Below are 23,929 nucleotides of genomic sequence, written 5' to 3'. Positions count from 1 at the left end.
TTTAATCAAGGAATCGATAGAGATTTATAATCAATTACGGCCGCACCTTAGTTTAGGAATGAAAACCCCAAATGAGGTGCATGAAAAAGCCAGTTGGGAATACCAACTGGCTTAATAAAAACCGTCAACCTATTTTAGGACTAGACAGTTATTTAAACGTTATGCTTTGGTCGTTTCTGAATTAGCTGAATCAGCTGCAGAGACTAAACCGCTTTTAGTCGGTGCACTTGCAGCCGCTTGTGCTGAATATTGACGACCTGTTGGCGTATCAACATTTTCAGGAGTACCGACTGCTGGCTTGGTCGTTGTTGAACTGACCATAGTGCCGAATCGGCTAGTGGCTTTGGCACTTGATGTCGCAGCCTTTGGCGCAGCGCTAACAGCTGCTTTTGGCGCTTGTTCGGCCGCCGCTGGCATAGCAATTTGTGGCTTAGCCATAGGTGCAGATGCGTGCTTCTCTTGCTTAGGCGCTTGAGCAGTAGCAACCACTTCTTCAGCTGGTGCAGCTGGCTCCGGAGCAGCAGGCGTTTCAGCAGCAGGCGCTTCAGTCACTGCAGGTTCTGCTTTCGCTACGGGTGCTTCACTCACTGCTGGCTCTTCCTGTGCTGAAGGCTCTTTATGCGCTGAAGGCTCCTCTTTTGCTGAGGGCTCTTCTTGCACTGAAGGTTCTGCTTTCGCGGCAGGGGCTTGCTCTGCTGCAGGCTCTGCTTTTGCTGAAGGCTCAGTCACTGCCACCGCTTCGACGCTGTCAGTGGTGACTTCAACAGGCGCTTCTTCAACAGGAACCACAGCCACTTTTGCAGGTGAGGTTGCCGTTGCGCTAGACGCGGAAGATGAACTTGCTGACTTTGCAGTGCGACGTGAACGCTTAGGTTTCTCTTCAACACTAACAATCGGCTCAACACTAGTTGGCTCAGCTGCCGGCTCGCTTTCAACTTTCGGCTGCTCAGTAACAACTTCTTCAGCTGCAACTACAGCTGTTTCAGTCGCTTCTGGCGCAGTATCATTGCTTTGCTGCTCTAGCTCAACATCATTAGGGACGAAAGCGGCAGGTGCATCGCTAGTTTCAACGTCTTCATCTCTACGACGACGTTGACCTGCAGCACGCAGATGACGCGGACTACGACGGCTACGACGTTGACCTTCGCGTGGCTCTTTCTTATCGCCTTGCTCAGTGCTGTCAGAATTATCATCGCTCACTACAGCTTCTACTGCAGCTTGCTCTGCCTCTACCTTTGGTGCTTCAACTTTTGTAGGCTGCTGAGTTGCTACATTCGTATCTTCAGTGGCTGCAGTATCGACTTCAACATTGGTATCCGCTTGTTCAGCTTTTTCTTGCTTAGGCTTCTTACGTGGCTGACGCTTAGGACGTGGCGCCTTGTCAGTCTCAGCTTGTACTTTTGGCTTGTCAGCCGCAGGCTTAGCATCAACTTGCGCAGTATCTGCTGCAACTTCACCTTTTTGCTCGTTTTCTATGCGTACTTTTCTGCGCATATTACGACGCTGACGACGTTCTCTGGCCGCTTCTTGCTTTGGCGAGATCTCTTGTGCTTCGTCAGTAGGGGCTTCATTGCGATTTTTATTACGGTTGTCATTACGCTTAGGACGTTTGTTGTCCTTTTTATCTTTGGCTTGACGGCTGTCTTTGTCGTCAGGCTTAGCATTGCGACTACGTTTGTCTTCACCGTCTTTCTTGTCATTGTCACGACGTTCGTTACGGCGATTATTACGGTTGTTACGACGACCATTGCGGTTTTGGCTGTTACGACGAGGCTGAGGCTTTTTCTCTTCTTCCTCTTTCTTGTCTTCACCGCCACCAAATAGTGAGCCTATTGCAGCAAACAACTTAGCAATTAGACCTGGCTCTGCGTCTTGTTTAGCAGCAGGTGCCGCCGCTGGTTTTGGTGCAGGACTCGCTTGTTTTGGTGCTGAAAAACCTTTCAGTGCTGGCTCTGGTGGTGCCGCACGCTCAAGTTTACGTGGCTCATAAAGCTTAGCTTCTGGTTGATCTAATAGTTTGTAGCTTGATTCGCTAATCTCATCGTCTTTGCGATGGCGCACAACACGATAGTCAGGTGTTGTCATGTTCGGATCTGGAATCACATACACTTCAACGTCGTGGCGCTGCTCAGTAATGCGAATGGCTTTACGCTTTTCGTTAAGTAGGAATGCAGCAACATCAACAGGCACAATCGCTTCAATTTGCGATGTATTCTCTTTAATGGCTTCTTCTTCCATAAGTCGAAGAATAGACAGCGCCAGTGATTCGGTGCCGCGAATGGTACCTTGACCATGACAGCGAGGGCACAAATGCGCAGCAGACTCTTCTAATGATGGGCGTAGGCGTTGGCGTGACATCTCCATCAAACCAAATCGAGAGATACGACCTAGTTGTACGCGAGCACGGTCATGGTGGACAGCATCACGCATGCGGTTTTCAACTTCACGTTGATGGCGCACTGGGGTCATATCGATAAAGTCGATAACCACTAGGCCGCCCAAGTCGCGTAGGCGAAGTTGACGAGCAATTTCGTCTGCCGCTTCAAGGTTAGTATTTAGAGCCGTTTCTTCAATATCGCCGCCTTTTGTAGCACGGGCGGAGTTGATATCAATTGAAGTGAGTGCTTCAGTTGGGTCGATAACAATTGAACCACCTGATGGCAGGCGTACTTCGCGTTGGAACGCCGATTCAATTTGGGTTTCAATTTGGAAGTGAGTGAACAGTGGCACTTCAGCTTCGTAGCGTTTGATACGCTCAACGAAATCTGGACGAACAAGAGATACGTGTTGTTTAGCCTGCTCATAAATACGTGGGTGATCGATGAGAACTTCACCGACATCACGACGTAAGTAATCACGAATAGCACGTACAATAACGTTGCTTTCTTGATGGATTAAGAATGGAGCTGGGCGGCTGTCAGCGGCTTCTTTAATGGCGGCCCAGTGGTGCTGTAGCACTTTTAGGTCCCATTTTAGCTCTGCTGCATCTTTACCAACACCAGCGGTACGCACAATCAGTCCCATACCTTGAGGGACATCAAGCTCTGCAATCGCTGCTTTTAGTTCGGTACGCTCGTCGCCTTCAATGCGTCGAGAAATGCCACCCGCACGCGGGTTATTTGGCATTAGTACAAGGTAAGAACCCGCTAAACTGATAAAGGTGGTCAGTGCGGCACCTTTGTTGCCACGCTCTTCTTTATCGATTTGGATAATGACTTCTTGGCCTTCTTTTACCACCTCTTTAATACTTGGGCGGCCTTGGAAAGAATAACCTTTAGGGAAGTATTCGCGGGCAATTTCTTTTAGGGGTAAAAAGCCATGTCTCTCTGCACCGTAGTCGACAAATGCAGCTTCTAGAGAAGGTTCTACGCGGGTAATTTTACCTTTGTAAATGTTAGCTTTTTTCTGCTCATGACCAGGGCTTTCGATATCTAGGTCATACAGTTGTTGCCCATCAACTAGGGCAACGCGCAACTCTTCAGACTGAGTTGCATTGATTAACATCCGTTTCATGATGACGTCATTCTTCTTAAATGAGGGTCACCAGACAAATTTTCGGTGCATTACGGGCCCAAGAGCATATCTCCGCCTCGCGGCAGGGCTCTAGGCAAAGGTGCGCTGATAAAGTTAGACGCATTCGCTGCGTGTCGCATCCTATTTATGGCTTAATTTTTAAAGTTTATAAAAACAAGGAATTCGTTGTAAAACGTCAACCAACCCCATAAATTCTAATGTACGTTCCAGTAATGCCAAAAATCGAAAGTGTTTGTCTGACGACTAGTTAAAATTAATCTTCGAATTTTTGGGAGGCATTGACGGAGAAACCACACTCTATGTGGCTTTTTATTTTGTTTAGCCGTTAAAACTCGTTTTTTCGGTTTTATATTAAATAACGACCTGCAAATCAATCATTTGCGACATAATAAAAAGACTTTTAGTCTCCGTTTTTTCGCCTTTGAGTTGTGGGTTTGTGAACACTTTATTCACTCATTATCCCCAACTGCCGTGGAAATATAGCAATAATCTATAAAATCAGCAAATGGAAAGGCACAAAAGTTATTGTTGATGTACAATGCGCGTCTAGCAAAAGGCAAGGCGTAGCATGAATAACGAACAATCCAACCTTAAAGTGCAACTGGTTACTATTGATGAAGACCATGTTGAACAACGCATCGATAATTTTTTATTAACCAAACTCAAAGGTGTGCCCAAAAGCATGATCTACCGGATCATTCGTAAGGGTGAGGTCAGAGTTAATAAAAAGCGCATCAAACCAGAGTATAAATTGCAAGACGGTGACATCGTCCGTATTCCGCCTGTGCGAGTCTCTAAAGGTGATGATAAACCAGCGCCTAATGCCAAGTTGACAAAAGTGGCTCAGTTAGAAGAACGCATCATATTTGAAGATAAGGCGATTATTGTACTGAATAAGCCGTCTGGCATCGCCGTTCACGGCGGTAGTGGTGTTGATTTTGGTGTGATTGAAGCGATGCGCTCGCTACGTCCGCAGCAAAAGTTCCTTGAACTTGTGCATCGCTTAGACAAAGAAACCTCTGGCGTACTACTGATTGCCAAAAAGCGCAGCGCCCTAAAACATCTTCATGACCAGCTGCGTTATAAAAAGATGCAAAAAGATTACCTGGCACTCGTGCGTGGTGATTGGCAAAAACACGTCAAAATGATTAATGCGCCGCTACTGAAATTAACGTTGAAATCTGGTGAGCGCATCGTACGGGTCAACCAAGAAGGTAAACCTTCAGAAACGCGCTTTAAAATCCAACAACGATATCAAGGTGCTACCTTGGTTCAAGCTAGCCCTGTCACGGGAAGAACGCATCAGATTCGTGTTCACTGTCAATATGCTGGTCATCCTATCGCTTGCGATGAAAAGTACAGCGAGCAAAAGTTTGATGACAGTATGCGTGCACTAGGTTTAAATCGATTATTTTTACATGCTGCACAACTTCGTTTCACCCACCCGGTGACCGAAGAGGTGATGCAGGTTAAAGCGCCCATGGATAAACCGCTGCAGCAACTATTAACTAAGTTGCTCGCCCTATGAAGCAGTATGATTTAGTGATTTTTGACTGGGATGGCACCTTAATGGATTCGGTTGGTAAAATTGTTGCCTGTATGCAGCAAACTGCCCGCACGTTAGAGGTCATTGAGCCCAGTGAGCAGGCTGTGCGAGATATTATTGGCTTATCGATGCAAGAAGCGTTAAACGTGTTACATCCTCATGCTGACAATGAACTGCGCCAGCAGATGGTTGATGTTTATCGCCAGCAATATTTGTCACTAAATAAAATGCCTAGCCCACTTTTCTCCGGTGCTGAACAGGTGTTGCTGCAACTCAAGGCGGCAGATCATCAGTTGGCCGTTGCCACAGGAAAAGCGCGTGCGGGCCTAGATAGAGTGTTAAGTGCTACCGGACTTGGACAGCATTTTGTTGCTAGTCGCTGCGCTGATGAAGCAAAAAGTAAGCCCCATCCGCAAATGTTACAGCAATTATTACTTCAGCTTGACGTACCGGCAGCGCGCGCAGTAATGATTGGTGACTCTGTGCATGATATGAACATGGCACACAGTGCTGGCATAGATGCTATTGGGGTAAGTTACGGTGCCCATAGTCGCGATAAGTTAGCTACAGTTGCACCCAAGGCGATTGTGGATGCGCCTATGCAATTGTTGGATGTTATTCTCGCCGCTTAATCATACTGTTATTAATGCTGAGCTTGGCCGTTGTTGCTATTACAGAACTTTAGCTCGCTTGTTTTGATACATACGCGTATCGGCATTGCTTAGCAGTGTTGATACGTCGTTTTCATTTTCGTTCACCCAATGTATTCCCCAACTCGCATTTATCGGTAGAGATTGATCGCCCAGCTGCAATTGTTGCATCACACTGACTAATTGCGCCAATTGATGCTTTAACATCTCATCAGTATCCATGTGCGACTCAAAATGTTTAACAATCACGAACTCATCGCCACCAATTCGGGCGGCAAAATCATGCTGCTGCAGTTGCTCTGCGATAATACGGCCAACTTGGCTAAGGATCTGATCGCCACCATGGTGGCCATGTTGGTCGTTAACCAACTTAAACTCATCCAAATCTAAGTAGATCACAGCGACTCGCTGTGGGGATGAGATCGGGAGCAACTGGCTAAGGTGATTAAATAGCGACAGCCGGTTAGGTAACCCGGTTAAACTGTCATGATAGGCCAAGTACTCTGTTTGCTTTTGCAATTGATTGAGCTTGGTAATGTTGTGGGCGGAGATAATGACACCAGTGGCTTTACCTTGCTCATTTAAAAAGGGCGTATGCAATACGTTTAAGTAAATAGGGTGATTTAAGTTTGGCGGCTGAATGACGGTTTCGGTATTCACCGTCTCGCCATTTAGGCTACGCTCTAGCAGTGGCCTTAGCCGCGTTTCAAATATCTCCTTGCCATGAATGTCAGCGACGTGCTGTCCGATGATCTTCTCGCGAGGCAGCCCAAATAGTGTTTCATACCCCTGAGATATGATTTGATACTCAAAACTGTCGCTTACAAATGACATTAAGTGTTGAGTAGTGGCAATGATCTCTTGGTGCATGTTGAGTTGCTGTCTCATAAGGAGCCGCTTGTACTCAACACCAATTCGTTGGGCTAATAATCTAAAAAATTCATTCGACTTCACAGACGTTGTTTGTGGCAACGGGTCCATGACTAATATGTGGCCTAATGGTTTACCATCGTCGTCTAATATCAGCTCAGCCTGATAGCTCTGCGCGCCTAAATCTTTAATGAGCTGAAAATCAGGAAAGTGTTGTTGTAGGTTGCTGTGATACAAAATATGGGTATCGGGGTAGCGTAACTGGTAGATGGTTTCGCAGGGTGAGCCTTTAAGATCAAACTGAAAACCAGGTACCGCTTGCTTTAAATCGCAAAAGGCAATGACTTCTGCTTTTCCCGGCGTTTGTGCTGGACGTCCAAACGCAGCCCAGCGACATTGAGTCACCAGAGCCAGTGCTTTAAGCGCGCGTTGGAAAAATCGTTCGTCTGTACATGGCGCGGCTAACAATGCCAGCGCTTCTTCTGTATCGGTCATAACCCTGCTATTAAAAAAAGCTGCACATAAACAAAATATTGAAACCAGATGGTCAATCTAGTGGTAGTAATGCAGCGATTATTGTTAGCTTAATTTTAGACCATAGTCAGCACTTGCGTGGCTTAAATCTGCTTGGCTTAATGGGTGAGAATATCAACGCCTTCATTTGCCAATAGCGATATCAAACTGATCAAAGGCAGACCGATTAAGGTATTTGGGTCCTTGCCCTCTAAACGTTCAAACAATGCAATGCCTAGTCCTTCGCACTTAAAACTGCCAGCACAATACAGTGGCTGCTCTTTACGAACGTAAGCAGCAATCTGTTGGTCACTTAACGTTCTAAAGTGCACATCGAAAGGCTCTACCAGCGTTTGGCTCTGTTGGGTGGCAAGATTGTATAGGGACAGGCCGGTATAAAAGGTGACATGTTTGCCTGAGGCCGCTTGCAGTTGTTTGCATGCATTGGTCTCAGTATGCGGCTTGCCGATGATTTGACCATCAATTACCGCGACTTGGTCTGAGCCTATAACCAAACCGCTATTAAAGTGGCCATTTGCAGCTTGCGCTTTAGCACGGGCCAATCTGGCCACTAACTGCTCAGCGCTTTCTCCTGATAGCGGTGATTCATCAACCTCTGGCGCGAAAGTGTCAAAGCTTATCTGTAACTTTTCCAGCAACGCTTTTCTGAAAGGTGAGGTTGAAGCCAAAATGATTGATGCAGCCATGAAATGAGCCTGTTTATTATCAGTGTCAGAAAGTTTGAGGCTAATATTGCCACTAATTATTCGATATTGGCAGTCTCGATGATGACAAAAATAACAGCTTAGCTAAACTTGTTGATAGGCTGGAAATCTCCGTAGTTGATTAACTGCTGACTATCTGTGCTTTATATAGCGAAATTTTAACCGAATCGTACTTATTTAGCGGCTTTGGGGCTTGAGTATCTCGGTACGCTTGGGTAGAATTTTGCTCCGACTAATTTTTGATGTCAGGGTCAGTTTTAAAGGAATCGTTAACTCGATCATTGATAGGGATAAATTTTCCTTTGACTCTGAGTAATTCAAACTATAATATGCGCGCCTTATGCAAACAGTAAAGATACCGGTTTCAATTGATCCAACACGCGCGGCAGCGAGCAAGGCTTCTTATGAAGGCTTGATTCCTGGTACGCAGCTGAAACGATTAAATGAGTTATGTGCCGGCGACTGTTCCGAAGTGGCAGTGTCGCTTGAATGTGGTGTAGATATACAGGGGATAGTCTACCTGAAAGGGAAGGCTGTGACGGAGCTCACTCTGAATTGTCAACGCTGCATGACGCTATTTACCACGGAGGTTACGGTCGACTTTTGTTTTAGCCCTTGCGGGACTGAGGCAGAAATCGATGAGCTCCCGGATGCGTATGACCCTATTGAGTGCAATGAGATAGGTGAAGTTCGTCTGCATCAATTGATTGAAGATGAATTGATAGTCGCTATGCCTTTGATCCCAATGCATGCTGATGAAAATTGCAGCAAAGGTGATCAAGATATAGTCGTAGGCGAGATTGAACCCGCTCAAGAGGAGCGTCCAAATCCGTTTGCAGTGTTAGAAAAACTGAAGAGCAAGCAATCTAGGAGACAGGTCAAATGGCTGTACAACAGAATAAAAAATCTCGTTCAAAGCGCGGTATGCGCCGTTCACACGATGCATTGAGCACTGCTCAACTATCTGTGGATGCAACGAGTGGTGAACTACACCGTCGTCACAACGTGACTGCGGACGGTTTCTACCGTGGTCAAAAGGTTATCAACAAGTAATTTGTTGATTTCTTAATGACTGATCTGACGCTTGCGTTAGATGCGATGGGGGGCGATCATGGCCCTCACATCACAGTGCCTGCAACCTTGCAGGCACTTCGCTTATATCCTTTCCTAAAAGTTATTCTTGTAGGTCATCAAGACCAAATCAGTCCACTGCTAAGTGGTGCTGAAGACGACATCCGTCAACGAATCGAATTGATCCACACCACCGAAGTGGTCTCCATGTCAGATCGCCCAGTACATGCATTGCGTAATCGCAAACAAAGCTCTATGCGTATCGCAATTGAGTTGGTGCGTGATGGACGGGCACAGGCTTGTGTTAGCGCGGGCAATACCGGTGCCTTGATGGCGATATCAAAAGTGTTGCTTAAGACCCTGTCAGGTATCGATAGACCTGCTTTGGTGAGTTGCTTACCGTCAGTTAACGGTAAACCGGTTTATTTGTTAGATTTGGGCGCAAATGTGTCCTGTTGCAGCGAGACGTTATTCCAGTTTGCGGTTATGGGCTCAGTGTTGAGCGAAGCCGTTGACAATAATAGCCAACCTCAAGTGGCGTTGCTGAACGTTGGCATTGAAGAGATCAAAGGCAATGACCAAGTGCAGCAAGCTGGGCAATTGCTACAAAGTACCCCGCAAATTAATTACCAAGGTTTTATCGAAGGCGATGACATTTACTCAGGTAAAGTCGATGTCATAGTGTGTGACGGTTTTGTCGGTAATATTACCCTTAAGACTTCTGAAGGCATTGCTAAGCTTTTGGTCCATCAATTAAAACACGGACTCACCCAAGGCTTTTTTGTACGCCTGATGGCCAAACTCATTGCGCCACGTATAAATAGTGTTTTAAATCAGATGAACCCCGACCACTATAATGGTGCAAGTCTGATAGGATTGCGCGGAATTGCAGTAAAAAGTCATGGAAGCGCCGATGAAGCTGCTTTTATACAAGCAATTAGTTTAGCAGTGACCGAAGCGCAACGTCGGCTTCCGCAGATGATTGAACAACGTCTCGAGTCGATTCTTTTAGACATTAATAGCTGATATCTCCTTATGCATACAAAAATTCTCGGTACTGGCAGTTATTTGCCAGCGCAAGTGCGTAGCAATCAAGATTTAGAACAAATGGTCGAAACCAGTGACCAATGGATTGTTGAACGAACTGGTATTTCAGAGCGCCGTATTGCAGCAGACAATGAAACTGTTGCCACCATGGGCTATCAAGCAGCACTTAACGCGTTAGAAATGGCAGGCTTAACGCCACAAGATATCGACATGATTGTTTGTGGCACCACTAGTGCGAGCAATGCATTTCCAGCCGCAGCCTGTGAAATCCAGGCAATGTTGGGTGTGAAAACCATTCCCGCCTTTGATATTGCCGCTGCTTGCTCAGGGTTTGTCTATGCGCTAAGCGTTGCAGACCAGTTTGTTAAAACCGGCGCTGCTAAAAACGTATTGGTAATTGGCGCTGATGTATTGTCTCGTCTTTGTGAACCAGAAGACCGCTCGACCATTATCTTATTTGGAGATGGTGCCGGTGCTGCGGTTGTAGGGGCCACCACAGAGCCAGGTATTATTTCAACTCACATCTATGCTGATGGCAGTCAAGGCGATCTACTGAAGTGTTCTTTCCCACCACGCGCGGGGGAATCATCAGAAGCTGTTGGCTACATGACAATGAAAGGCAATGATGTTTTCAAAGTTGCGGTAACGCAATTATCCCATGTTGTCACTGAAACTTTGCGCATTAACCAAATTGATAAGTCAGAGATTGATTGGTTAGTGCCTCATCAGGCAAATTTCCGTATTATCAAAGCGACAGCAAAAAAATTGGACATGAGCTTAGATAAAGTTGTACTGACATTGGCAAAACATGGTAATACTTCAGCAGCTTCAGTACCCATTGCCTTAGATGAAGCGGTCAGAGATGGGCGTATTCAACGTGGTCAGCTGTTGTTATTAGAAGCATTTGGTGCTGGTTTTGCGTGGGGCAGTGCCTTAGTACGTTTTTAAGCTTGTTTAAAACAAAATAGAACACAGTATATAAAGGTATCGTAATGGAAAAAGTGGCATATGTATTTCCTGGCCAAGGCTCTCAAGCTTTGGGTATGCTTGCTGATTTGGCGGCGGAGCATGAAGTTGTCGCACAAACGTTCGCACAGGCGAGTGAAGCACTTGGTTATGATCTTTGGGCACTTGTCCAAGAAGGGCCTGTAGAGCGTTTAAATGAAACCGATAAAACACAGCCAGCATTATTAACAGCCAGCGTTGCTATATGGCGCGCGTTGGAAGCGGCTGGTGTGGCTAAACCAGATGTATTAGCCGGGCACAGTTTAGGTGAGTACTCTGCACTTGTTTGTGGCGGTGTGATTGATTTTGTTGATGCGGTTAAGTTGGTGGAGTTACGCGGCCAGTTAATGCAGCAAGCAGTACCTGCTGGAACCGGTGCGATGTACGCCATTATAGGTTTAGATAATGAAGCCATCCAGAAAGCCTGTGATGATGCGGCTAATGGTGCTGTGGTTAGCCCTGTTAATTTCAATAGTCCAGGCCAAGTGGTTATTGCGGGTGAGAAAGCCGCAGTGGAACGCGCAGCTGATGCTTGTAAAGCCGCCGGTGCAAAAATGGCTGTCGCGCTGCCTGTTAGCGTTCCGTCGCATTGTGAGCTAATGAAACCCGCTGCAGAGAAGTTGGCACTGGCGCTAGGTGAGATTGAGTTTAAAACACCTGCAGTGCAAATTATTAATAATGTTGACGTGGCGACCAATCAAGATGTTGCAGCGATTAAAGATGCGCTTGTGCGTCAACTATATTGCCCGGTTAGGTGGTCTGAAACTATTAGCCAAATCGCCGAGCAGGGCGTAGTGAACGTCTATGAAATTGGTCCTGGTAAGGTACTTACTGGGCTAAGCAAACGAATTAATCGATCGCTTAAAGGCAAAGCGATTAATGATGTAGCTAGTGTAGCTGCATTGGTTGAATAAAGGAGCCGTCATGAGTTTCACGTTAGATCTCACAGGAAAAGTTGCATTGGTTACCGGTGCAAGCCGTGGTATTGGTCGTGCTGTTGCCGAAACACTCGTTTCAGCTGGTGCCGTTGTTGTGGGAACCGCCACCAGTGAGCGCGGCGCTGAGTCTATCCAAGCCTATTTGGGTGATAAAGGTCACGGAATGGTATTAAATGTCACTGATAGCGAATCAGTGGCACAATTATTTGCCTCGATCAAAGAAAAAGCTGGCGATGTTGATATTCTAGTCAACAATGCTGGTATTACGCGCGATAACCTGCTGATGCGTATGAAAGAAGATGAATGGACAGATATCATTGATACTAACCTCACTTCTTTGTATCGTACGTCTAAGCAAGTCATGCGTCCGATGATGAAAAAGCGTAATGGTCGGATCATTAATATCGGCTCAGTGGTAGGCTCCATGGGTAATCCAGGGCAGTCTAACTATTGTGCGGCCAAGGCTGGTTTGATTGGATTTACAAAATCTCTTGCAAAGGAGGTTGCATCTCGTCAAATAACAGTGAATGCTATTGCTCCTGGATTTATTCAGACAGACATGACAGATGAGCTGACTGAAGAGCAGCAACAAGGTATTATGTCGCAAGTTCCGATGGAAAGATTAGGTCAGGCGCAAGAGATTGCTAACGCTGTACTATTTTTAGCCTCGGATTCAGCTGCTTACATCACAGGGGAAACTCTGCATGTAAATGGCGGGATGTACATGGTTTAGGGTATCTGGTAGGTAACTACTTGAATTGAGTCGTTTTTGTGGCAATGTAAACCTAAGCTTCGTGGTTAGACCACAAAACTTAAGCTTGCATTGTGAGTCAAATTGAATAAACTACTCGCAATCTTACGCAAGTGCGTAATTTGAATAGGAAAGAAAACTAATGAGCAACATCGAAGAACGTGTAAAGAAAATCATTGTAGAGCAACTAGGTGTTAACGAAGAAGACGTTAAGCCAGCGGCATCTTTCGTAGACGATTTGGGTGCAGATTCTCTGGACACCGTCGAGTTGGTAATGGCTCTAGAAGAAGAGTTTGATACCGAGATTCCTGATGAAGAAGCAGAAAAGATCACTACTGTTCAAGCAGCGATCGATTACGTTTCAAAGAATCAGTAATTCTGAATTCTAGAAAACAGGCGGCTATATGCCGCCTGTTTTTGTTTGAAATTTGAAAAAGTGTCGACTAATGTGAATAGATGCTCATTAGGCTGATATAGGTTATTTCAGCAGACCTTTTTAATTGTTGTGATAATCATACCAATTAGCATAAAGATTTGATTGCTCAGCGAGAGTTTAGCGGTTTTGAGGTAAGGCAAGGAATGAACAACATCGTTGTTCTTTGAGCAAGTTCTTTAACGCAGTATCAGAGCCGTAAAAAATGCTCTGAGTAGATAAACTTCTTTTACTGATTGGTATTAGATATAGATAAGGTGGAAGCGTGTCAAAACGTCGTGTCGTCGTAACAGGTCTTGGGTTAGTCACTCCTGTAGGCAATACCGTTGAAAGTTCATGGAAAGCACTTCTTGCTGGCCAGAGTGGTATTGCCCCAATTACTAAATTTGATGCCAGTGAATTTACTACGCGTTTTAGCGGCTCAGTCAAAGATTTTGACGTAGAGCAGTATTTGTCGAAAAAAGACGCACGTAAAATGGATCTCTTTATTCAGTATGGTATGGCAGCAGGTATTCAAGCAATTGAAGATGCTGGTCTTGATATGACTAAAGAAAATCCAGCTCGAGTCGGTACCGCAGTGGGTGCAGGCATGGGTGGCATGTGGCTGATTGAGCAAAATCATACCGCGTTGATGAAGGGCGGACCGCGTAAAGTGTCACCTTTCTTTGTTCCCAGTACCATTATCAACATGATTGCTGGTCATCTGTCGATTAAGTATGGCATGACCGGGCCTAATTTCGCTGTGACTACAGCATGTACAACTGGCGTACACAATATCGGTTTTGCTGCCCGTACAATTGCCTATGGCGATGCTGACGTGATGGTTGCCGGCGGCGCTGAAGATGTGACTTGCCCATTAGGCGTAGGTGGCTTCGGCTCAGCTAAAGCATTATCAACACGTAATGAAGACCCGACCAAAGCGAGTCGCCCTTGGGATAAAGACCGTGACGGCTTTGTGATAGGCGATGGCGCTGGTGTGATGGTGATGGAAGAATATGAACATGCTAAAGCGCGTGGAGCGACCATTTATGGTGAGCTTGTGGGCTTTGGTATGAGTGGCGATGCTTTCCATATGACTTCGCCGCCAGCTGACGGCAGTGGCGCTGCTGCTGCAATGGAAAATGCAATCAACGACGCAGGTATTGAAAAAACAGCGATTGGTTACATTAATGCCCATGGCACATCGACACCAGCAGGTGATAAAGCTGAGGCTGCGGCAGTTAAATCTGTGTTTGAGCAGCATGCTTATGATCTATTGGTCAGTTCAACCAAATCAATGACCGGTCATTTATTAGGTGCAGCCGGTTCTGTTGAAGCGATTATCACCTTATTGGCACTTAAAGATCAGATGGTACCTCCGACATTGAATTTGGATAACCCAGATGAAGGCTGCGACTTAGATTTCGTGCCACACACGGCACGGGCGCATCAGTTTGACTATGCGTTGTGTAATTCCTTTGGTTTTGGCGGTACAAACGGTTCATTGCTGTTTAAAAAAGCTGAATAAGCCAGATCTTAAGTTACGTTAAAATAAAGCGCCTTTAGGCGCTTTTTTTATGCCAAAAGCTAATCAAATGTTAGCTGAATGAATCTCTGATGACGCTTGGATGATCTTTTGTTAATAGAGGTATTAATCAGTAGCTGATTTAGTGGAATGAGGAGATACTTTCGCCGTTACCTATTGATCTTGGAGTCGATCATGCTAAATCCACTAGTTATACCCATCATGCCTTTCATTGGCGCTATCGCCGCTAATTTAAATGAACTTGTTAGAGGGGAAAGTACACTTAAACGCACTATAGGAATGAAGACTTTTGCCTCAGCAAGTGCCGCTTTTGCGTCGGTGTGGTTTATGTTGCTTATTACCGCTATTTATACCGGTGGCGACAGCAACACCATTGCGGGTGTTGAAGTGCTCATGTTGTTTCTGGCTGGACTTGGAACGTATTCAGCATTTAAGTTAGGGCGGTTTTTAACTGACAGTATGCAAGTCTGGTTGTATCGCTTAGCGTTGCCGGTGATGGCGCTAGGTTGCGGTGTAGTGGCTTATTTAGGCTAATCGATTAAATCAATACAGATTGGGTAGGGGTATCTATCATTATGCAGTACACTAAAGTCACAATTAATAGTTAAACAAGTGAAGACAATGGCTGGTAAAGAAAGAGAGATAACCCTACGTTTTTTAGCAGAACCTGCCGATGTCAACTTTGGTGGTAAAGTCCATGGTGGCGCGGTCATGAAATGGATCGATTTAGCTGCCTATGCATGTTCTGCAGCATGGAGCGGCAAATATTGCATTACCGCTTATGCAGGCGGTATTCGTTTTGTAAAACCCATTCATGTAGGCAACATTGTAGAAGTCAGCGCTAAAGTGATTTATACCGGCCGCTCTTCAATGCATTTGGGTATTGATGTTAAAGCGGGCGATCCGAAAAATCCTGAACGCCATCTAACTACTCACTGTATTGTTATCATGGTCGCGGTTGATGATTCAGGTCAACCCACCGAGGTACCTGAATGGGTGCCTGTTACTGACGCCGATAAAGAGTTACGTGAGTCAGCTATCCGGTTAATGGATATGCGTAAACGGATCGGCTCCGAAATGGAAGCGCATTTAACGCTATAACTCATCAATGGGCTTCGGCCCATTTTTTATGGCTAATATCGCCATAGACTCTCGCGGGTGCATTGTTGCAGACCTACCGAATATGATAGATTCACTTAATCTCATCAAATTGAAATTTAAAGGATAATTTATGGCTAAGGTAGCATTTTTAGGGTTAGGGGTAATGGGTTATCCAATGGCCGGCCACCTAGTGAAACAGGGACATGATGTGTCAGTCTATAACCGGACGTTTTCTAAGGCGCAAGGTTGGGCAGAACAATACGGTGGTCAAGCGTTTAGCACGCCAAAACAAGCGGCTCAAGGGCAAGACTTTGTCTGTATTTGTGTGGGCAATGACGATGACTTGCGATCTGTCGTATTGGGTGAAGAGGGCGCGCTTGCCGGTATGCACGCCGGAAGTTTGATGATAGATCATACTACCGCATCGGCAGATGTTGCTAGGGAACTTGCTGCCATTGCTAAAGAGCAAGCCGTTGAGTTTATCGACGCCCCTGTTTCTGGTGGTCAAGCCGGCGCTGAAAATGGCGTATTGACAGTGATGATTGGTGGCAGCGAGTCGGCATTTGCTCAAGCGCAACAAATTATGCCAGCCTACGCAAAATGTGCTGAGCGTTTAGGTGATGTGGGAGCAGGGCAGCTAACTAAAATGGTTAACCAAATTTGCATCGCTGGTGTTGTTCAAGGACTGTCAGAAGGTCTACACTTTGCCCGCAGCGCCGGGTTAGACGGGGAAAAAGTGGTTGAGGTGATCAGTAAAGGCGCAGCACAATCTTGGCAGATGGAAAACCGTTACCAAACGATGTGGCAAGGCGAGTATAACTTAGGTTTTGCAGTTGACTGGATGCGTAAAGATTTGGGAATCGCCCTTGAAGAGGCCCGCCGTAATGGCTCTCACTTGCCGTTAACGGCACTGGTTGATCAATTTTATTCAGAAGTGCAAGGCATTGGTGGCAATCGCTATGACACATCTAGTTTACTTGCTAGGTTGGAAAAGTATCGCCGTAGCTAATTGACTCCCTTACCAAATGTAGAAAGGTGGAGATAGAAAAAAGAGGTTGCTTAGCAACCTCTTTTTTATTGCTGGCTCACAGACTACTCGCTAGCTTCTATGACAATGTGTTCCAACTCTACGGCAGCGCTCGCGTGCAGGGCATCCATACTCGCCCCCACTAAAGATATTTTCCCTAGGCTTGACTCTATCAGTACCGCACGCTTTATTTCACTAAAATCGCGGTTGTGACGGACTAAGGTCGATAGCGCCATCTGCATCGGCATCATTGACGGATTAAATGCGGCATTTTCTGCGTAGCGTCCACAGTAAGTGTGACCGTCTTGGGTTTCCAACACCACTGCAGCATAACTGTGGGTGTAGGGGGCGTAGCTTAGGCTGGCATGATCTAGCGCCTCGATAATCATCGGATCAGCACTATCAAAATCAAGCGGATGCTGCTGCTTACTTAGCAAGGCTTCGGTAATATCTAAGTCACTGGGGCCAAAGGCATAGGGCAGGTAGTGACTCAATGGCTGACTTGGCTGCTCTGGCAGGTGAATATTAACTGATTGCCCTTGTACCAGTTCATTAATGAACTGCCGACAGTGGCCACAGGGTGACGCGTTAACAATAATATCGACGATTTGTTGCTCGCCACTTAGCCATGCATGACTAATGGCGCTTTGCTCGGCGTGGACAGAGTGAAACAGGGCTTCACCGTTTAGCTCGAGGTTGGCGCCCATATAAATATCACCACTTTTACCTTTGGCGATGGCGCCAACATGAAACTGGCTGGTAGGCGGCTTGGCCAATGCTGCTGCAACGGGCAGCAGTGCCAACAATAGCGCTTTTTCTGTTATGTTGCAGGCGCCGCATAACTCAGCAATTTGTTGTGCGTCGATATGACCTGCAAAGTCCTGGTTCAATATGGGAAGAATATGGGTTTGCAACGAGGCTGGCAGCTTAGCGATGCAGTGAATAAATCTGTCTTGCATGCGTCAGTTCCTTTAGTAAAAAGCTTAAGATTGTTTCATTGTAGGTAACATTGGTTATGGGCAAGTTGAACTTGATCCCATAACCGTTAAAAAATTACAGGTTACCTAAGTATTGGCAAAGTGCGGTAAGCAGCTTTTGTTTTGCCTCATCGTTAGCGGTTTCATTGACAAGGTTTTCAAGCCGTACCATGTAATCCGGATCGTTCAGGCGCTCTTTACAGTATTCGCGCCAGCGCATCTGCTCACTGTGATCAAGTGTCTCGGGATAGTTGCGAGCACGATATCTAAATAGCATTTCTGCTAAACGAGGATCATCAAAATCTAATGCGAGTGCGGCAAGGTTCTTGGGTGCAGTGTGACGAATGATCTCCATCTTACTTTTGTCTGCATGACTAAAAAAGCCACCGCTATACAGTTGCTGGTCGGGATCTTGGCTGCTTTGCTCATGTTCGACATCAAACACCGCGACAAGCTTTTCGCGGATCTCCGGATGCTGCCTTAAGCGCTTATATTGCGCTCTAGCAAACTCTTTATCGATATCCAGTCGTTGGGCGTTATCATCGGTCAACGATTTGGCTGGTGCAATAAACGGACATTTATTGATATGCAGTTGTTTTAGGCCAATAGGTAACTCATCTTCGGCCAACTCGCTGCGCTTGGTGTACATGCGTTGCCTAATCTCGTCGGCGGTTAACTCGAGTAGCGGGCTGACATCCATGGCTAAATTAACGCAAATTACGGCGTTCTTATTTTGGCTATGGTGGGCGAGAGGCGCGATAAGTGTGGTACAGCCGTGCATGGCATTAATTTTTGAGCTCACATGTGCCAGTGGTTGCATATTGAGTACATCAATTTGCTTGCTTACCGCGGCTTTACGGCGCAATGAAAAATAATACTCGTAAAGCTTTGGCTGCTTTTGCTTAATCAAGCGCGCCATATCAATAGTGGCATAGACATCTGACATTGCATCATGGGCATTGTCGTGACTTAGGCCATTGGCTTTGGTGAGATCCTCTAGTTTAAAGCTAGGACTGCCATCTGCTTTTTCAGGCCATACAATACCTTCAGGTCGAAAGGCGTAACATGCACGCACTAAATCGATGATATCCCAGCGGCTGTTACCATTTTGCCACTCCCTTGCATAAGGGTCATAAAAGTTACGATAGAAGCCATATCGAGTGACTTCATCATCAAATCGTAGTGAGTTGTAGCCGGCAACACAGGTATTGGGTCGGCTAAACTGGCTATGAACCTTGTCCATAAACTCCGGCTCAACTGTGCCTTTTAAGTTAGCTAATTGCGGCGTAATACCGGTGACTAAAATTGCCTCTGGTTGTGGCAGATAGTCATTGGCCACCTTGCAGTAGAATGTTACGCTTTCTTCAATGATATTTAGATCTAAATCAGTTCTAACGCCGGCAAACTGTGAGGGCCTATCTTTGGCCGGATTGGCACCAAAAGTTTCATAATCGTGCCAGAATATGGTTTCTTGTTGTGTTGAAGCCATGAGTGTCTATGTCTTTGTTATTCATTGCGCTTATCATAGCACTGCAATCGGGTACTGTCCTTTGGCTTTATGGCTCCTTGGTGCGATCGCCGAGCATTGAATCATTTTGACACTGGTTTGTTTCACAGTTTATGGTTACAATTGTTTGATAATACTAATAAATATCGCCTATGTTTGAACCTATTTTAACAACGCCAAAAATCATCAGATTTACGCAAACGTCGAGTTTTATCCTGCAGTTGCCTGAAACTGTAGGGGATTTAAGTATGCTTGAGGCGCTTAATGGTCATCTAGGTGAATTTGTGATTGTCGAGCATAGTGAATTAAGCACCGCGATACTGGCTCGGTTACACCCCTATATTCAGTTAATAGATAGTGCTGCAGACCCACGATTAACCCTCACATCTAACGTTGATAAACCCCCAAGCCTTCGTCGTTCAGTGGGGCAAGGTTGGCGGTTATTTAGCGAGCTAGGTCGGTCGCCAATATTATGTTTGCAGTTGCTGCGTCAAGGTATTCGCATCGATATTGACAACTGTGATGGTCAATTATGTGTTACCCCGCATATTCACCATGGCTGGCAGCTTGTTGCCCTAGAAAATGACATGCGCTTATTTACCGGCCAAAAAGAGTTACGGCGAGCCAAAGCGTTATTGAATCGTGCTAATGATTACAATGCGAATACTGAACAGCTATTGCTTGAGCTCAGTGAAATCGATATGGTGTGCGCCGATTTAGGGCTGATGTTACAAGATCATACCAACAACCGTCCTAATGAGCAGCTCAAACAAATTGCCAGTATTGATGCGCAGCTGCAACGTAAAAAGCAGTGGCTGTCTCAGCAGTATCAACAAGCGATGGAGCGCAATAATTGGCAGTACAGTGCCAATCAACCCGGCTGTGATGAAAGTTTATATCGAAAACTAGAGTACTATCAGTTATTGTCTACGCCAGAAATGAATGCCATGGTGGAAAACTTACTCTTAGACGAGAAAAACAGTTAATCCACCCCGTTGCCGCTTGGAAATATCATGAACTACGCTTGCCCAATATGCCGTCAAATGTTGACGTTAGATGCCCGCACTTGGTCCTGTGCCAATAATCATCGTTTTGATTGTTCAAAAGAGGGCTACGTTAACCTTCTTCCCGTGCAAAAAAAACGCTCAAAAGACCCGGGTGATAACAAAGAGATGATGTTGGCAAGGCGTGAATTTCTAAATCAGGGTTACTATCAACATTTAAGCGACAGAGTAAATGAATTGGCGGTTGAATTTGCCGCTAACGCGAGTGCTGGGCTCGATATTGGCTGTGGAGAGGGGTATTACAGCCATCGGCTTCATGACGCACTCAATCAACATAATCAGTTCAGCTTGCAGGGCGTGGATATCTCTAAGTCAGCGCTGCGTTATGCTGCTAAACGCTATAAAGCTATCGACTTTTGCGTGGCCAGCAGTTTTGAGATGCCCTTTAGTGATGACAGTTTTGATTTTATGCTGCGAATCTATGCACCTTCGCTTGATGAAGAGCTGCATCGTGTAGCGGAAAAAGGTGCCATTTTGATCACCGTGTCGGCGGGGCCAATGCATCATTTCGCATTAAAAGAGCTGATCTATGATAATCCTCAGCAGCATATTGAAACACCCAGTGTCATTAGTGGCTTCGAGAGACTACACGGTGAAAACCTAGTGAGTGATTTAGTTTTGTTGCCAAGTAACGACATAAAGCACTTTTTAGATATGACACCCTATAGTTGGAAGCTTAACGATGAGCAGAAGCAAACGCTAATAGCGCAGGGCCTTACGTGCCAATTAGACTTTAAGATTGAAGTTTTTCGAGCCAATTAATCGGTAATCAGTTGTTTAGGCAGTCTATTTTTCACATTTGAGTAAAACCTCAGTTTTTAGTAATTTTTTTTCGCTATTAAAGCTGCACCAACTGACAGAAATTTAAGTAAAAAAACTCTGTTTCATCATATGAAATGATTGTTGACATACTGCCAGAATGATTTATAGTAAGTGCAGCTTGAAGGTTGGGCTTATTTTTATGTGTTCAATACGATCCGTTCGTCCTGTTAACATAAGTAATACCGGCATTTTCCAGCTCTACTGCCGTTTATGGCTTTATTTTATTTAAGTTACAGGATTTATATCATGTCTCAAGTTACTGGCGTTGTTAAGTGGTTCAACTCTGACAAAGGTTTTGGTTTTATCGAGCAAGAGTCTGGCCCAGACGTTTTCGTACACTTCCGTGCGATCAACTCAGACGGTTTCAAAACTCTTGACGAAGGTCAGAAAGTTTCTTTCACCGTGACTCAAGGTCAAAAAGGTCCACAAGCTGAGAACGTAACTGTTATCTAAGCTTGCCTTTATATAGCTTCAAGCTATATATGAAAAGATTCCTAAGAGCTGCGATTTATCGCAGCTCTTTTTTATGTCTGTTTATTGACTTTGCTAGGCTAAACAGCGCCATTTAGCGACTGTCGTACCGCAGCGCTGCCACTTAGGGCAGTTAGTCACAACGCTTTGGTTCGCGCCTTATACCAATCAGTATAAGAATTTGATCTACTCAGCGCGCTTTTGGCAAACTAATTCAAGGCGAATAACTGAGACAATGGTTACTCCCTTGTGAGGTTATTCAACGCAGAAGTAGGTAGCCAAAAACGCGCCAGAATGGCGAGTTTTAGAAGTCCTGATGCTGTGTTAACGAGCTTAACCGTAGAACAACTATGCTCTTCACTCGTTGCAAACCACATGGATGTGGTGAATGTCATTAATGCAGGAGCATTTAAGGACCTTACCTCAGAACCGCTAAACTCTCGCTGAGTGACTAAATGTTTATACTGATTGGTATTATACTCACTCTTACAACAAACAGGCATAAAAAAAGCAGGCTCTGCCTGCTTTCTTCAATCGCTATCTATTTAAGAAAATAGCTTGTCTTCCAATGTACGGCCTTTAATCAGCGCTTTATATTGCCAGTTGTGTTGTTCGAATAAACTAAACAGGGTGACTTCTAGCTGCTTAGCAACCGTTTGATCATAGTGAATGACATATTCATTACTCTGCTTGTTTTCTACCGATTTTATGCCGCCTATGGCGGATACAACTTGGTCAAATAACACCGCATCACAGTGTTGCATTGACAGTGTTAAATAATCATCGTTGAGCTCGTCCTGAATTGAAACTGACTGGCCTAACTCACCTTGATCTAAATACAGCACCTGATCACAGAGTTTTTCTAGTTCATCTAGATTATGTGAACTGATAATAAAGGTCGTGTGCCCAGATTGCTGTTGGACCAACTCACGGATTGCTTTGGCGTTAGCAGGGTCTAAACCGGCGGTAGGTTCATCAAGCAAGACTATTTTGGGGGAGCCGATAAGTGCCTGTGCAATGGAAACGCGTTTGCTCATGCCATGGCTTAGTGATTGCGGTTTTTGGTCAGCCACATGCACAAGATCGACTAAACCCAGTACACGCAAACTCTCTTGTTTAGCTTGCTTAGCGTTATAACCTTGTAGCTGAGCAAATAAGCTTAATTGGCTGATAATCGACAGTGAGGGGTCAAGCTGTGCATCTTGAGGTAGGGCGGCAACTTGACCAAATAGTGCTTTGCTTCCTGGTGCGTGGCCTAATATCGATAATGTACCGCTAGAAGGAAGAATATAACCACAAAGCAGCGAGAACAGCGTTGTTTTGCCCGCTCCATTTGGCCCGACTAGCGCAATAGGCGCTCCGGCTTGTAGCGATAAAGACACCTGATTCAATGCCAGTTTATTGCCGTATTTTTTGCTTAAATTCTGACAGCTTATTAGCATTACAACGCACTCCTCATCATATAGCTTCGGCCAATAAATAGCAGTACAACTGCCTGTATGATTGGGATAGGGGCATAAGCGAGTGTGCCTATACCTTGGGTGTTAATCATTAACGATATTTGCGCACCGGGGAGAATCCACTGTAAGGCTTCACTGAGCATGGGTAAATAGTGACTAACAATGCCTATAACAATTGAGGTGATCGCCCAAAATAAAATGGCGTAGATAGTCGCTTGTCTGGCCGAATTGGCATAAAGCGATAGCAATGCCATCATTGCGGTGTAAGGCAGTAAGATGATGGTGATGTTGATGAATACCAGCACACCGGACATCAAAGCTGACATCAATAAACTCGCTTCGCGGCTACTGGCAAGCAATACACTGGCTAACACAGTAATGGCCAGCAGTATCATTTGAATGAGCATATAGCCGCTAAACCGACCAAAGAATAGGGCGTTACGACCCGTTCTTAAGCTAATAAACCGAAAAGTGCCACGGGTTTTATCTGAGGAGAACTGATCTGCGCAGACAAAGATACTAAATAAGGGAAACAAGTATAGCGCTGCCACCCAGAACACCGCCATTTCAGCAACCGGCCACAGGAACAGATTGCCGACAGCCGCTTCGCCAAAAACGCTGGCGAGCAGTTGTCTAAAGTTAGGGTCAATGAGAAAGCTCGAAGCTTCGCGGATTGGGTACCACAATAGCAGCCCCCAAACTAACGCAAATGCCGCTAAGGCAATGACACCCCGGCGATTGAAAAGAAGTTTAACCAGCTCATGTTTAGCAAGCAGCAACATATTGGTTAACTGTGAATTGCCGCTTATGCCGTTAGGCGCGGTCGCTATAGGGGCATTACTTTGCAATGGTGATTCCTTACTGGGTCTTTTGTTACTGTGCCTAGACTAGC

At 45.5% G+C, this 23,929-nt stretch carries 23 protein-coding genes and 1 pseudogene; 17 read left to right on the top strand and 7 right to left on the bottom strand.

Translation table 11 applies throughout. The features are described from left to right. Positions 1-159: 159 nt before the first annotated feature. Positions 160-3,513, bottom strand: coding sequence for a ribonuclease E (gene rne, locus L865_RS0109395; RefSeq protein ID WP_028772999.1), 3,354 nt, complete (start codon positions 3,511-3,513; stop codon positions 160-162). A 589-nt stretch (positions 3,514-4,102) separates the two neighbouring features. On the opposite strand from rne, the gene rluC reads away from it, so the two are divergent. Both rluC and L865_RS0109385 read left to right on the top strand, forming a co-directional pair. Next, positions 4,103-5,062, top strand: coding sequence for a 23S rRNA pseudouridine(955/2504/2580) synthase RluC (gene rluC / locus L865_RS0109390; RefSeq protein ID WP_028772998.1), 960 nt, complete (start codon positions 4,103-4,105; stop codon positions 5,060-5,062). After that, complete coding sequence (locus L865_RS0109385) at positions 5,059-5,712, top strand: HAD-IA family hydrolase (RefSeq protein ID WP_028772997.1); 654 nt, start codon at positions 5,059-5,061, stop codon at positions 5,710-5,712. The genes rluC and L865_RS0109385 overlap by 4 nt, the downstream gene beginning before the upstream one ends. Positions 5,713-5,751: 39 nt before the next feature. On the opposite strand, the gene L865_RS23485 is transcribed toward L865_RS0109385, so the two are convergent. Both L865_RS23485 and L865_RS0109375 read right to left on the bottom strand, forming a co-directional pair. Beyond that, complete coding sequence (locus L865_RS23485) at positions 5,752-7,095, bottom strand: sensor domain-containing diguanylate cyclase (protein WP_037470897.1); 1,344 nt, start codon at positions 7,093-7,095, stop codon at positions 5,752-5,754. Positions 7,096-7,232: 137 nt separating this feature from the next. Beyond that, entirely contained in the window at positions 7,233-7,820 is a 588-nt protein-coding gene (locus L865_RS0109375; RefSeq protein WP_028772996.1) for a Maf family protein, read from the bottom strand. 358 nt (positions 7,821-8,178) lie between these two features. On the opposite strand from L865_RS0109375, the pseudogene yceD reads away from it, so the two are divergent. The 11 genes and pseudogenes from yceD to L865_RS0109325 all read left to right on the top strand — a co-directional run. Continuing rightward, a pseudogene (gene yceD, locus L865_RS23480) lies at positions 8,179-8,700 on the top strand (23S rRNA accumulation protein YceD); the annotation flags it as partial. 20 nt (positions 8,701-8,720) lie between these two features. Further along, positions 8,721-8,891, top strand: a complete 171-nt coding sequence (gene rpmF / locus L865_RS25010) for a 50S ribosomal protein L32 (RefSeq protein ID WP_012155726.1) — start codon at positions 8,721-8,723, stop codon at positions 8,889-8,891. Positions 8,892-8,906: 15 nt separating this feature from the next. Continuing rightward, positions 8,907-9,935, top strand: a complete 1,029-nt coding sequence (plsX, locus tag L865_RS25495) for a phosphate acyltransferase PlsX (protein WP_028772995.1) — start codon at positions 8,907-8,909, stop codon at positions 9,933-9,935. 9 nt (positions 9,936-9,944) lie between these two features. Further along, positions 9,945-10,904 (top strand): beta-ketoacyl-ACP synthase III, encoded by a 960-nt coding sequence (locus tag L865_RS25490; protein WP_028772994.1) that lies wholly within the window; start codon positions 9,945-9,947, stop codon positions 10,902-10,904. A 44-nt stretch (positions 10,905-10,948) separates the two neighbouring features. Then, positions 10,949-11,875, top strand: a complete 927-nt coding sequence (fabD, locus tag L865_RS0109355) for an ACP S-malonyltransferase (protein ID WP_028772993.1) — start codon at positions 10,949-10,951, stop codon at positions 11,873-11,875. A 10-nt stretch (positions 11,876-11,885) separates the two neighbouring features. After that, positions 11,886-12,632: a 3-oxoacyl-ACP reductase FabG gene (gene fabG / locus L865_RS0109350; RefSeq protein WP_028772992.1), complete on the top strand. Its 747-nt coding sequence runs from the start codon at positions 11,886-11,888 to the stop codon at positions 12,630-12,632. Positions 12,633-12,792: 160 nt separating this feature from the next. Beyond that, positions 12,793-13,026, top strand: a complete 234-nt coding sequence (gene acpP, locus L865_RS0109345) for an acyl carrier protein (protein WP_028772991.1) — start codon at positions 12,793-12,795, stop codon at positions 13,024-13,026. Between the two features lie 322 nt (positions 13,027-13,348). Then, positions 13,349-14,590: a beta-ketoacyl-ACP synthase II gene (fabF, locus tag L865_RS0109340; protein ID WP_028772990.1), complete on the top strand. Its 1,242-nt coding sequence runs from the start codon at positions 13,349-13,351 to the stop codon at positions 14,588-14,590. A gap of 192 nt (positions 14,591-14,782) precedes the next feature. After that, positions 14,783-15,142, top strand: coding sequence for a hypothetical protein (locus L865_RS0109335; protein ID WP_028772989.1), 360 nt, complete (start codon positions 14,783-14,785; stop codon positions 15,140-15,142). 87 nt (positions 15,143-15,229) lie between these two features. After that, complete coding sequence (locus L865_RS0109330) at positions 15,230-15,709, top strand: acyl-CoA thioesterase (RefSeq protein ID WP_028772988.1); 480 nt, start codon at positions 15,230-15,232, stop codon at positions 15,707-15,709. A gap of 130 nt (positions 15,710-15,839) precedes the next feature. Further along, the gene (locus L865_RS0109325; RefSeq protein ID WP_028772987.1) at positions 15,840-16,718 is read left to right on the top strand and encodes an NAD(P)-dependent oxidoreductase; all 879 of its coding nucleotides are present in this window, start codon (positions 15,840-15,842) and stop codon (positions 16,716-16,718) included. 83 nt (positions 16,719-16,801) lie between these two features. Here the strand turns inward: L865_RS0109325 and cdd are convergent, their stop codons facing one another. Both cdd and sbcB read right to left on the bottom strand, forming a co-directional pair. Beyond that, a complete protein-coding gene (gene cdd, locus L865_RS0109320; RefSeq protein WP_028772986.1) occupies positions 16,802-17,695 on the bottom strand; it encodes a cytidine deaminase in 894 nt (297 codons plus the stop codon). A 94-nt stretch (positions 17,696-17,789) separates the two neighbouring features. Continuing rightward, complete coding sequence (gene sbcB / locus L865_RS0109315; protein ID WP_028772985.1) at positions 17,790-19,202, bottom strand: exodeoxyribonuclease I; 1,413 nt, start codon at positions 19,200-19,202, stop codon at positions 17,790-17,792. Between the two features lie 266 nt (positions 19,203-19,468). Here sbcB and L865_RS0109310 point away from each other — a divergent pair, with 266 nt between their 5' ends. The 4 genes from L865_RS0109310 to L865_RS25485 all read left to right on the top strand — a co-directional run bounded on the left by L865_RS0109310 (position 19,469) and on the right by L865_RS25485 (position 22,024). After that, positions 19,469-20,206 (top strand): hypothetical protein, encoded by a 738-nt coding sequence (locus L865_RS0109310; protein WP_157577509.1) that lies wholly within the window; start codon positions 19,469-19,471, stop codon positions 20,204-20,206. A 27-nt stretch (positions 20,207-20,233) separates the two neighbouring features. Next, the gene (gene rlmA / locus L865_RS0109305; RefSeq protein ID WP_028772983.1) at positions 20,234-21,046 is read left to right on the top strand and encodes a 23S rRNA (guanine(745)-N(1))-methyltransferase; all 813 of its coding nucleotides are present in this window, start codon (positions 20,234-20,236) and stop codon (positions 21,044-21,046) included. A 306-nt stretch (positions 21,047-21,352) separates the two neighbouring features. Continuing rightward, on the top strand, positions 21,353-21,559 hold the full coding sequence (locus L865_RS0109300; RefSeq protein ID WP_028767115.1) for a cold-shock protein: 207 nt from the start codon (positions 21,353-21,355) through the stop codon (positions 21,557-21,559). A gap of 267 nt (positions 21,560-21,826) precedes the next feature. Continuing rightward, entirely contained in the window at positions 21,827-22,024 is a 198-nt protein-coding gene (locus tag L865_RS25485) for a hypothetical protein (protein WP_157577507.1), read from the top strand. 98 nt (positions 22,025-22,122) lie between these two features. Here L865_RS25485 and L865_RS0109295 read toward each other — a convergent pair whose 3' ends face one another. Both L865_RS0109295 and L865_RS0109290 read right to left on the bottom strand, forming a co-directional pair. Beyond that, positions 22,123-23,019 carry an ABC transporter ATP-binding protein gene (locus L865_RS0109295; protein ID WP_028772982.1) on the bottom strand — a complete coding sequence of 299 codons (897 nt, stop codon included), beginning with the start codon at positions 23,017-23,019 and terminating at the stop codon, positions 22,123-22,125. Next, entirely contained in the window at positions 23,019-23,819 is an 801-nt protein-coding gene (locus L865_RS0109290; RefSeq protein WP_051484542.1) for an ABC transporter permease subunit, read from the bottom strand. The genes L865_RS0109295 and L865_RS0109290 overlap by 1 nt, the downstream gene beginning before the upstream one ends. Positions 23,820-23,929 lie beyond the last annotated feature (110 nt).

The sequence above is a fragment of the Shewanella waksmanii ATCC BAA-643 genome, from assembly GCF_000518805.1.
Lineage (GTDB): Bacteria > Pseudomonadota > Gammaproteobacteria > Enterobacterales > Shewanellaceae > Shewanella > Shewanella waksmanii.
The sequence above is the reverse complement of the archived record's forward strand: the minus strand, read 5'-3'. Positions and strand labels throughout refer to the sequence as shown.

Bases quoted from the DNA above. Each gene is read 5' to 3' on its own strand.
- rne (WP_028772999.1), bottom strand. From the start codon at position 3,513: ATGAAACGGATGTTAATCAATGCAACTCAGTCTGAAGAGTTGCGCGTT.
- rluC (WP_028772998.1), top strand. From the start codon at position 4,103: ATGAATAACGAACAATCCAACCTTAAAGTGCAACTGGTTACTATTGAT.
- L865_RS0109385 (WP_028772997.1), top strand. From the start codon at position 5,059: ATGAAGCAGTATGATTTAGTGATTTTTGACTGGGATGGCACCTTAATG.
- L865_RS23485 (WP_037470897.1), bottom strand. From the start codon at position 7,095: ATGACCGATACAGAAGAAGCGCTGGCATTGTTAGCCGCGCCATGTACA.
- L865_RS0109375 (WP_028772996.1), bottom strand. From the start codon at position 7,820: ATGGCTGCATCAATCATTTTGGCTTCAACCTCACCTTTCAGAAAAGCG.
- rpmF (WP_012155726.1), top strand. From the start codon at position 8,721: ATGGCTGTACAACAGAATAAAAAATCTCGTTCAAAGCGCGGTATGCGC.
- plsX (WP_028772995.1), top strand. From the start codon at position 8,907: ATGACTGATCTGACGCTTGCGTTAGATGCGATGGGGGGCGATCATGGC.
- L865_RS25490 (WP_028772994.1), top strand. From the start codon at position 9,945: ATGCATACAAAAATTCTCGGTACTGGCAGTTATTTGCCAGCGCAAGTG.
- fabD (WP_028772993.1), top strand. From the start codon at position 10,949: ATGGAAAAAGTGGCATATGTATTTCCTGGCCAAGGCTCTCAAGCTTTG.
- fabG (WP_028772992.1), top strand. From the start codon at position 11,886: ATGAGTTTCACGTTAGATCTCACAGGAAAAGTTGCATTGGTTACCGGT.
- acpP (WP_028772991.1), top strand. From the start codon at position 12,793: ATGAGCAACATCGAAGAACGTGTAAAGAAAATCATTGTAGAGCAACTA.
- L865_RS0109335 (WP_028772989.1), top strand. From the start codon at position 14,783: ATGCTAAATCCACTAGTTATACCCATCATGCCTTTCATTGGCGCTATC.
- L865_RS0109330 (WP_028772988.1), top strand. From the start codon at position 15,230: ATGGCTGGTAAAGAAAGAGAGATAACCCTACGTTTTTTAGCAGAACCT.
- L865_RS0109325 (WP_028772987.1), top strand. From the start codon at position 15,840: ATGGCTAAGGTAGCATTTTTAGGGTTAGGGGTAATGGGTTATCCAATG.
- cdd (WP_028772986.1), bottom strand. From the start codon at position 17,695: ATGCAAGACAGATTTATTCACTGCATCGCTAAGCTGCCAGCCTCGTTG.
- sbcB (WP_028772985.1), bottom strand. From the start codon at position 19,202: ATGGCTTCAACACAACAAGAAACCATATTCTGGCACGATTATGAAACT.
- L865_RS0109310 (WP_157577509.1), top strand. From the start codon at position 19,469: ATGCTTGAGGCGCTTAATGGTCATCTAGGTGAATTTGTGATTGTCGAG.
- rlmA (WP_028772983.1), top strand. From the start codon at position 20,234: ATGAACTACGCTTGCCCAATATGCCGTCAAATGTTGACGTTAGATGCC.
- L865_RS0109300 (WP_028767115.1), top strand. From the start codon at position 21,353: ATGTCTCAAGTTACTGGCGTTGTTAAGTGGTTCAACTCTGACAAAGGT.
- L865_RS0109295 (WP_028772982.1), bottom strand. From the start codon at position 23,019: ATGCTAATAAGCTGTCAGAATTTAAGCAAAAAATACGGCAATAAACTG.
- L865_RS0109290 (WP_051484542.1), bottom strand. From the start codon at position 23,819: ATGTTGCTGCTTGCTAAACATGAGCTGGTTAAACTTCTTTTCAATCGC.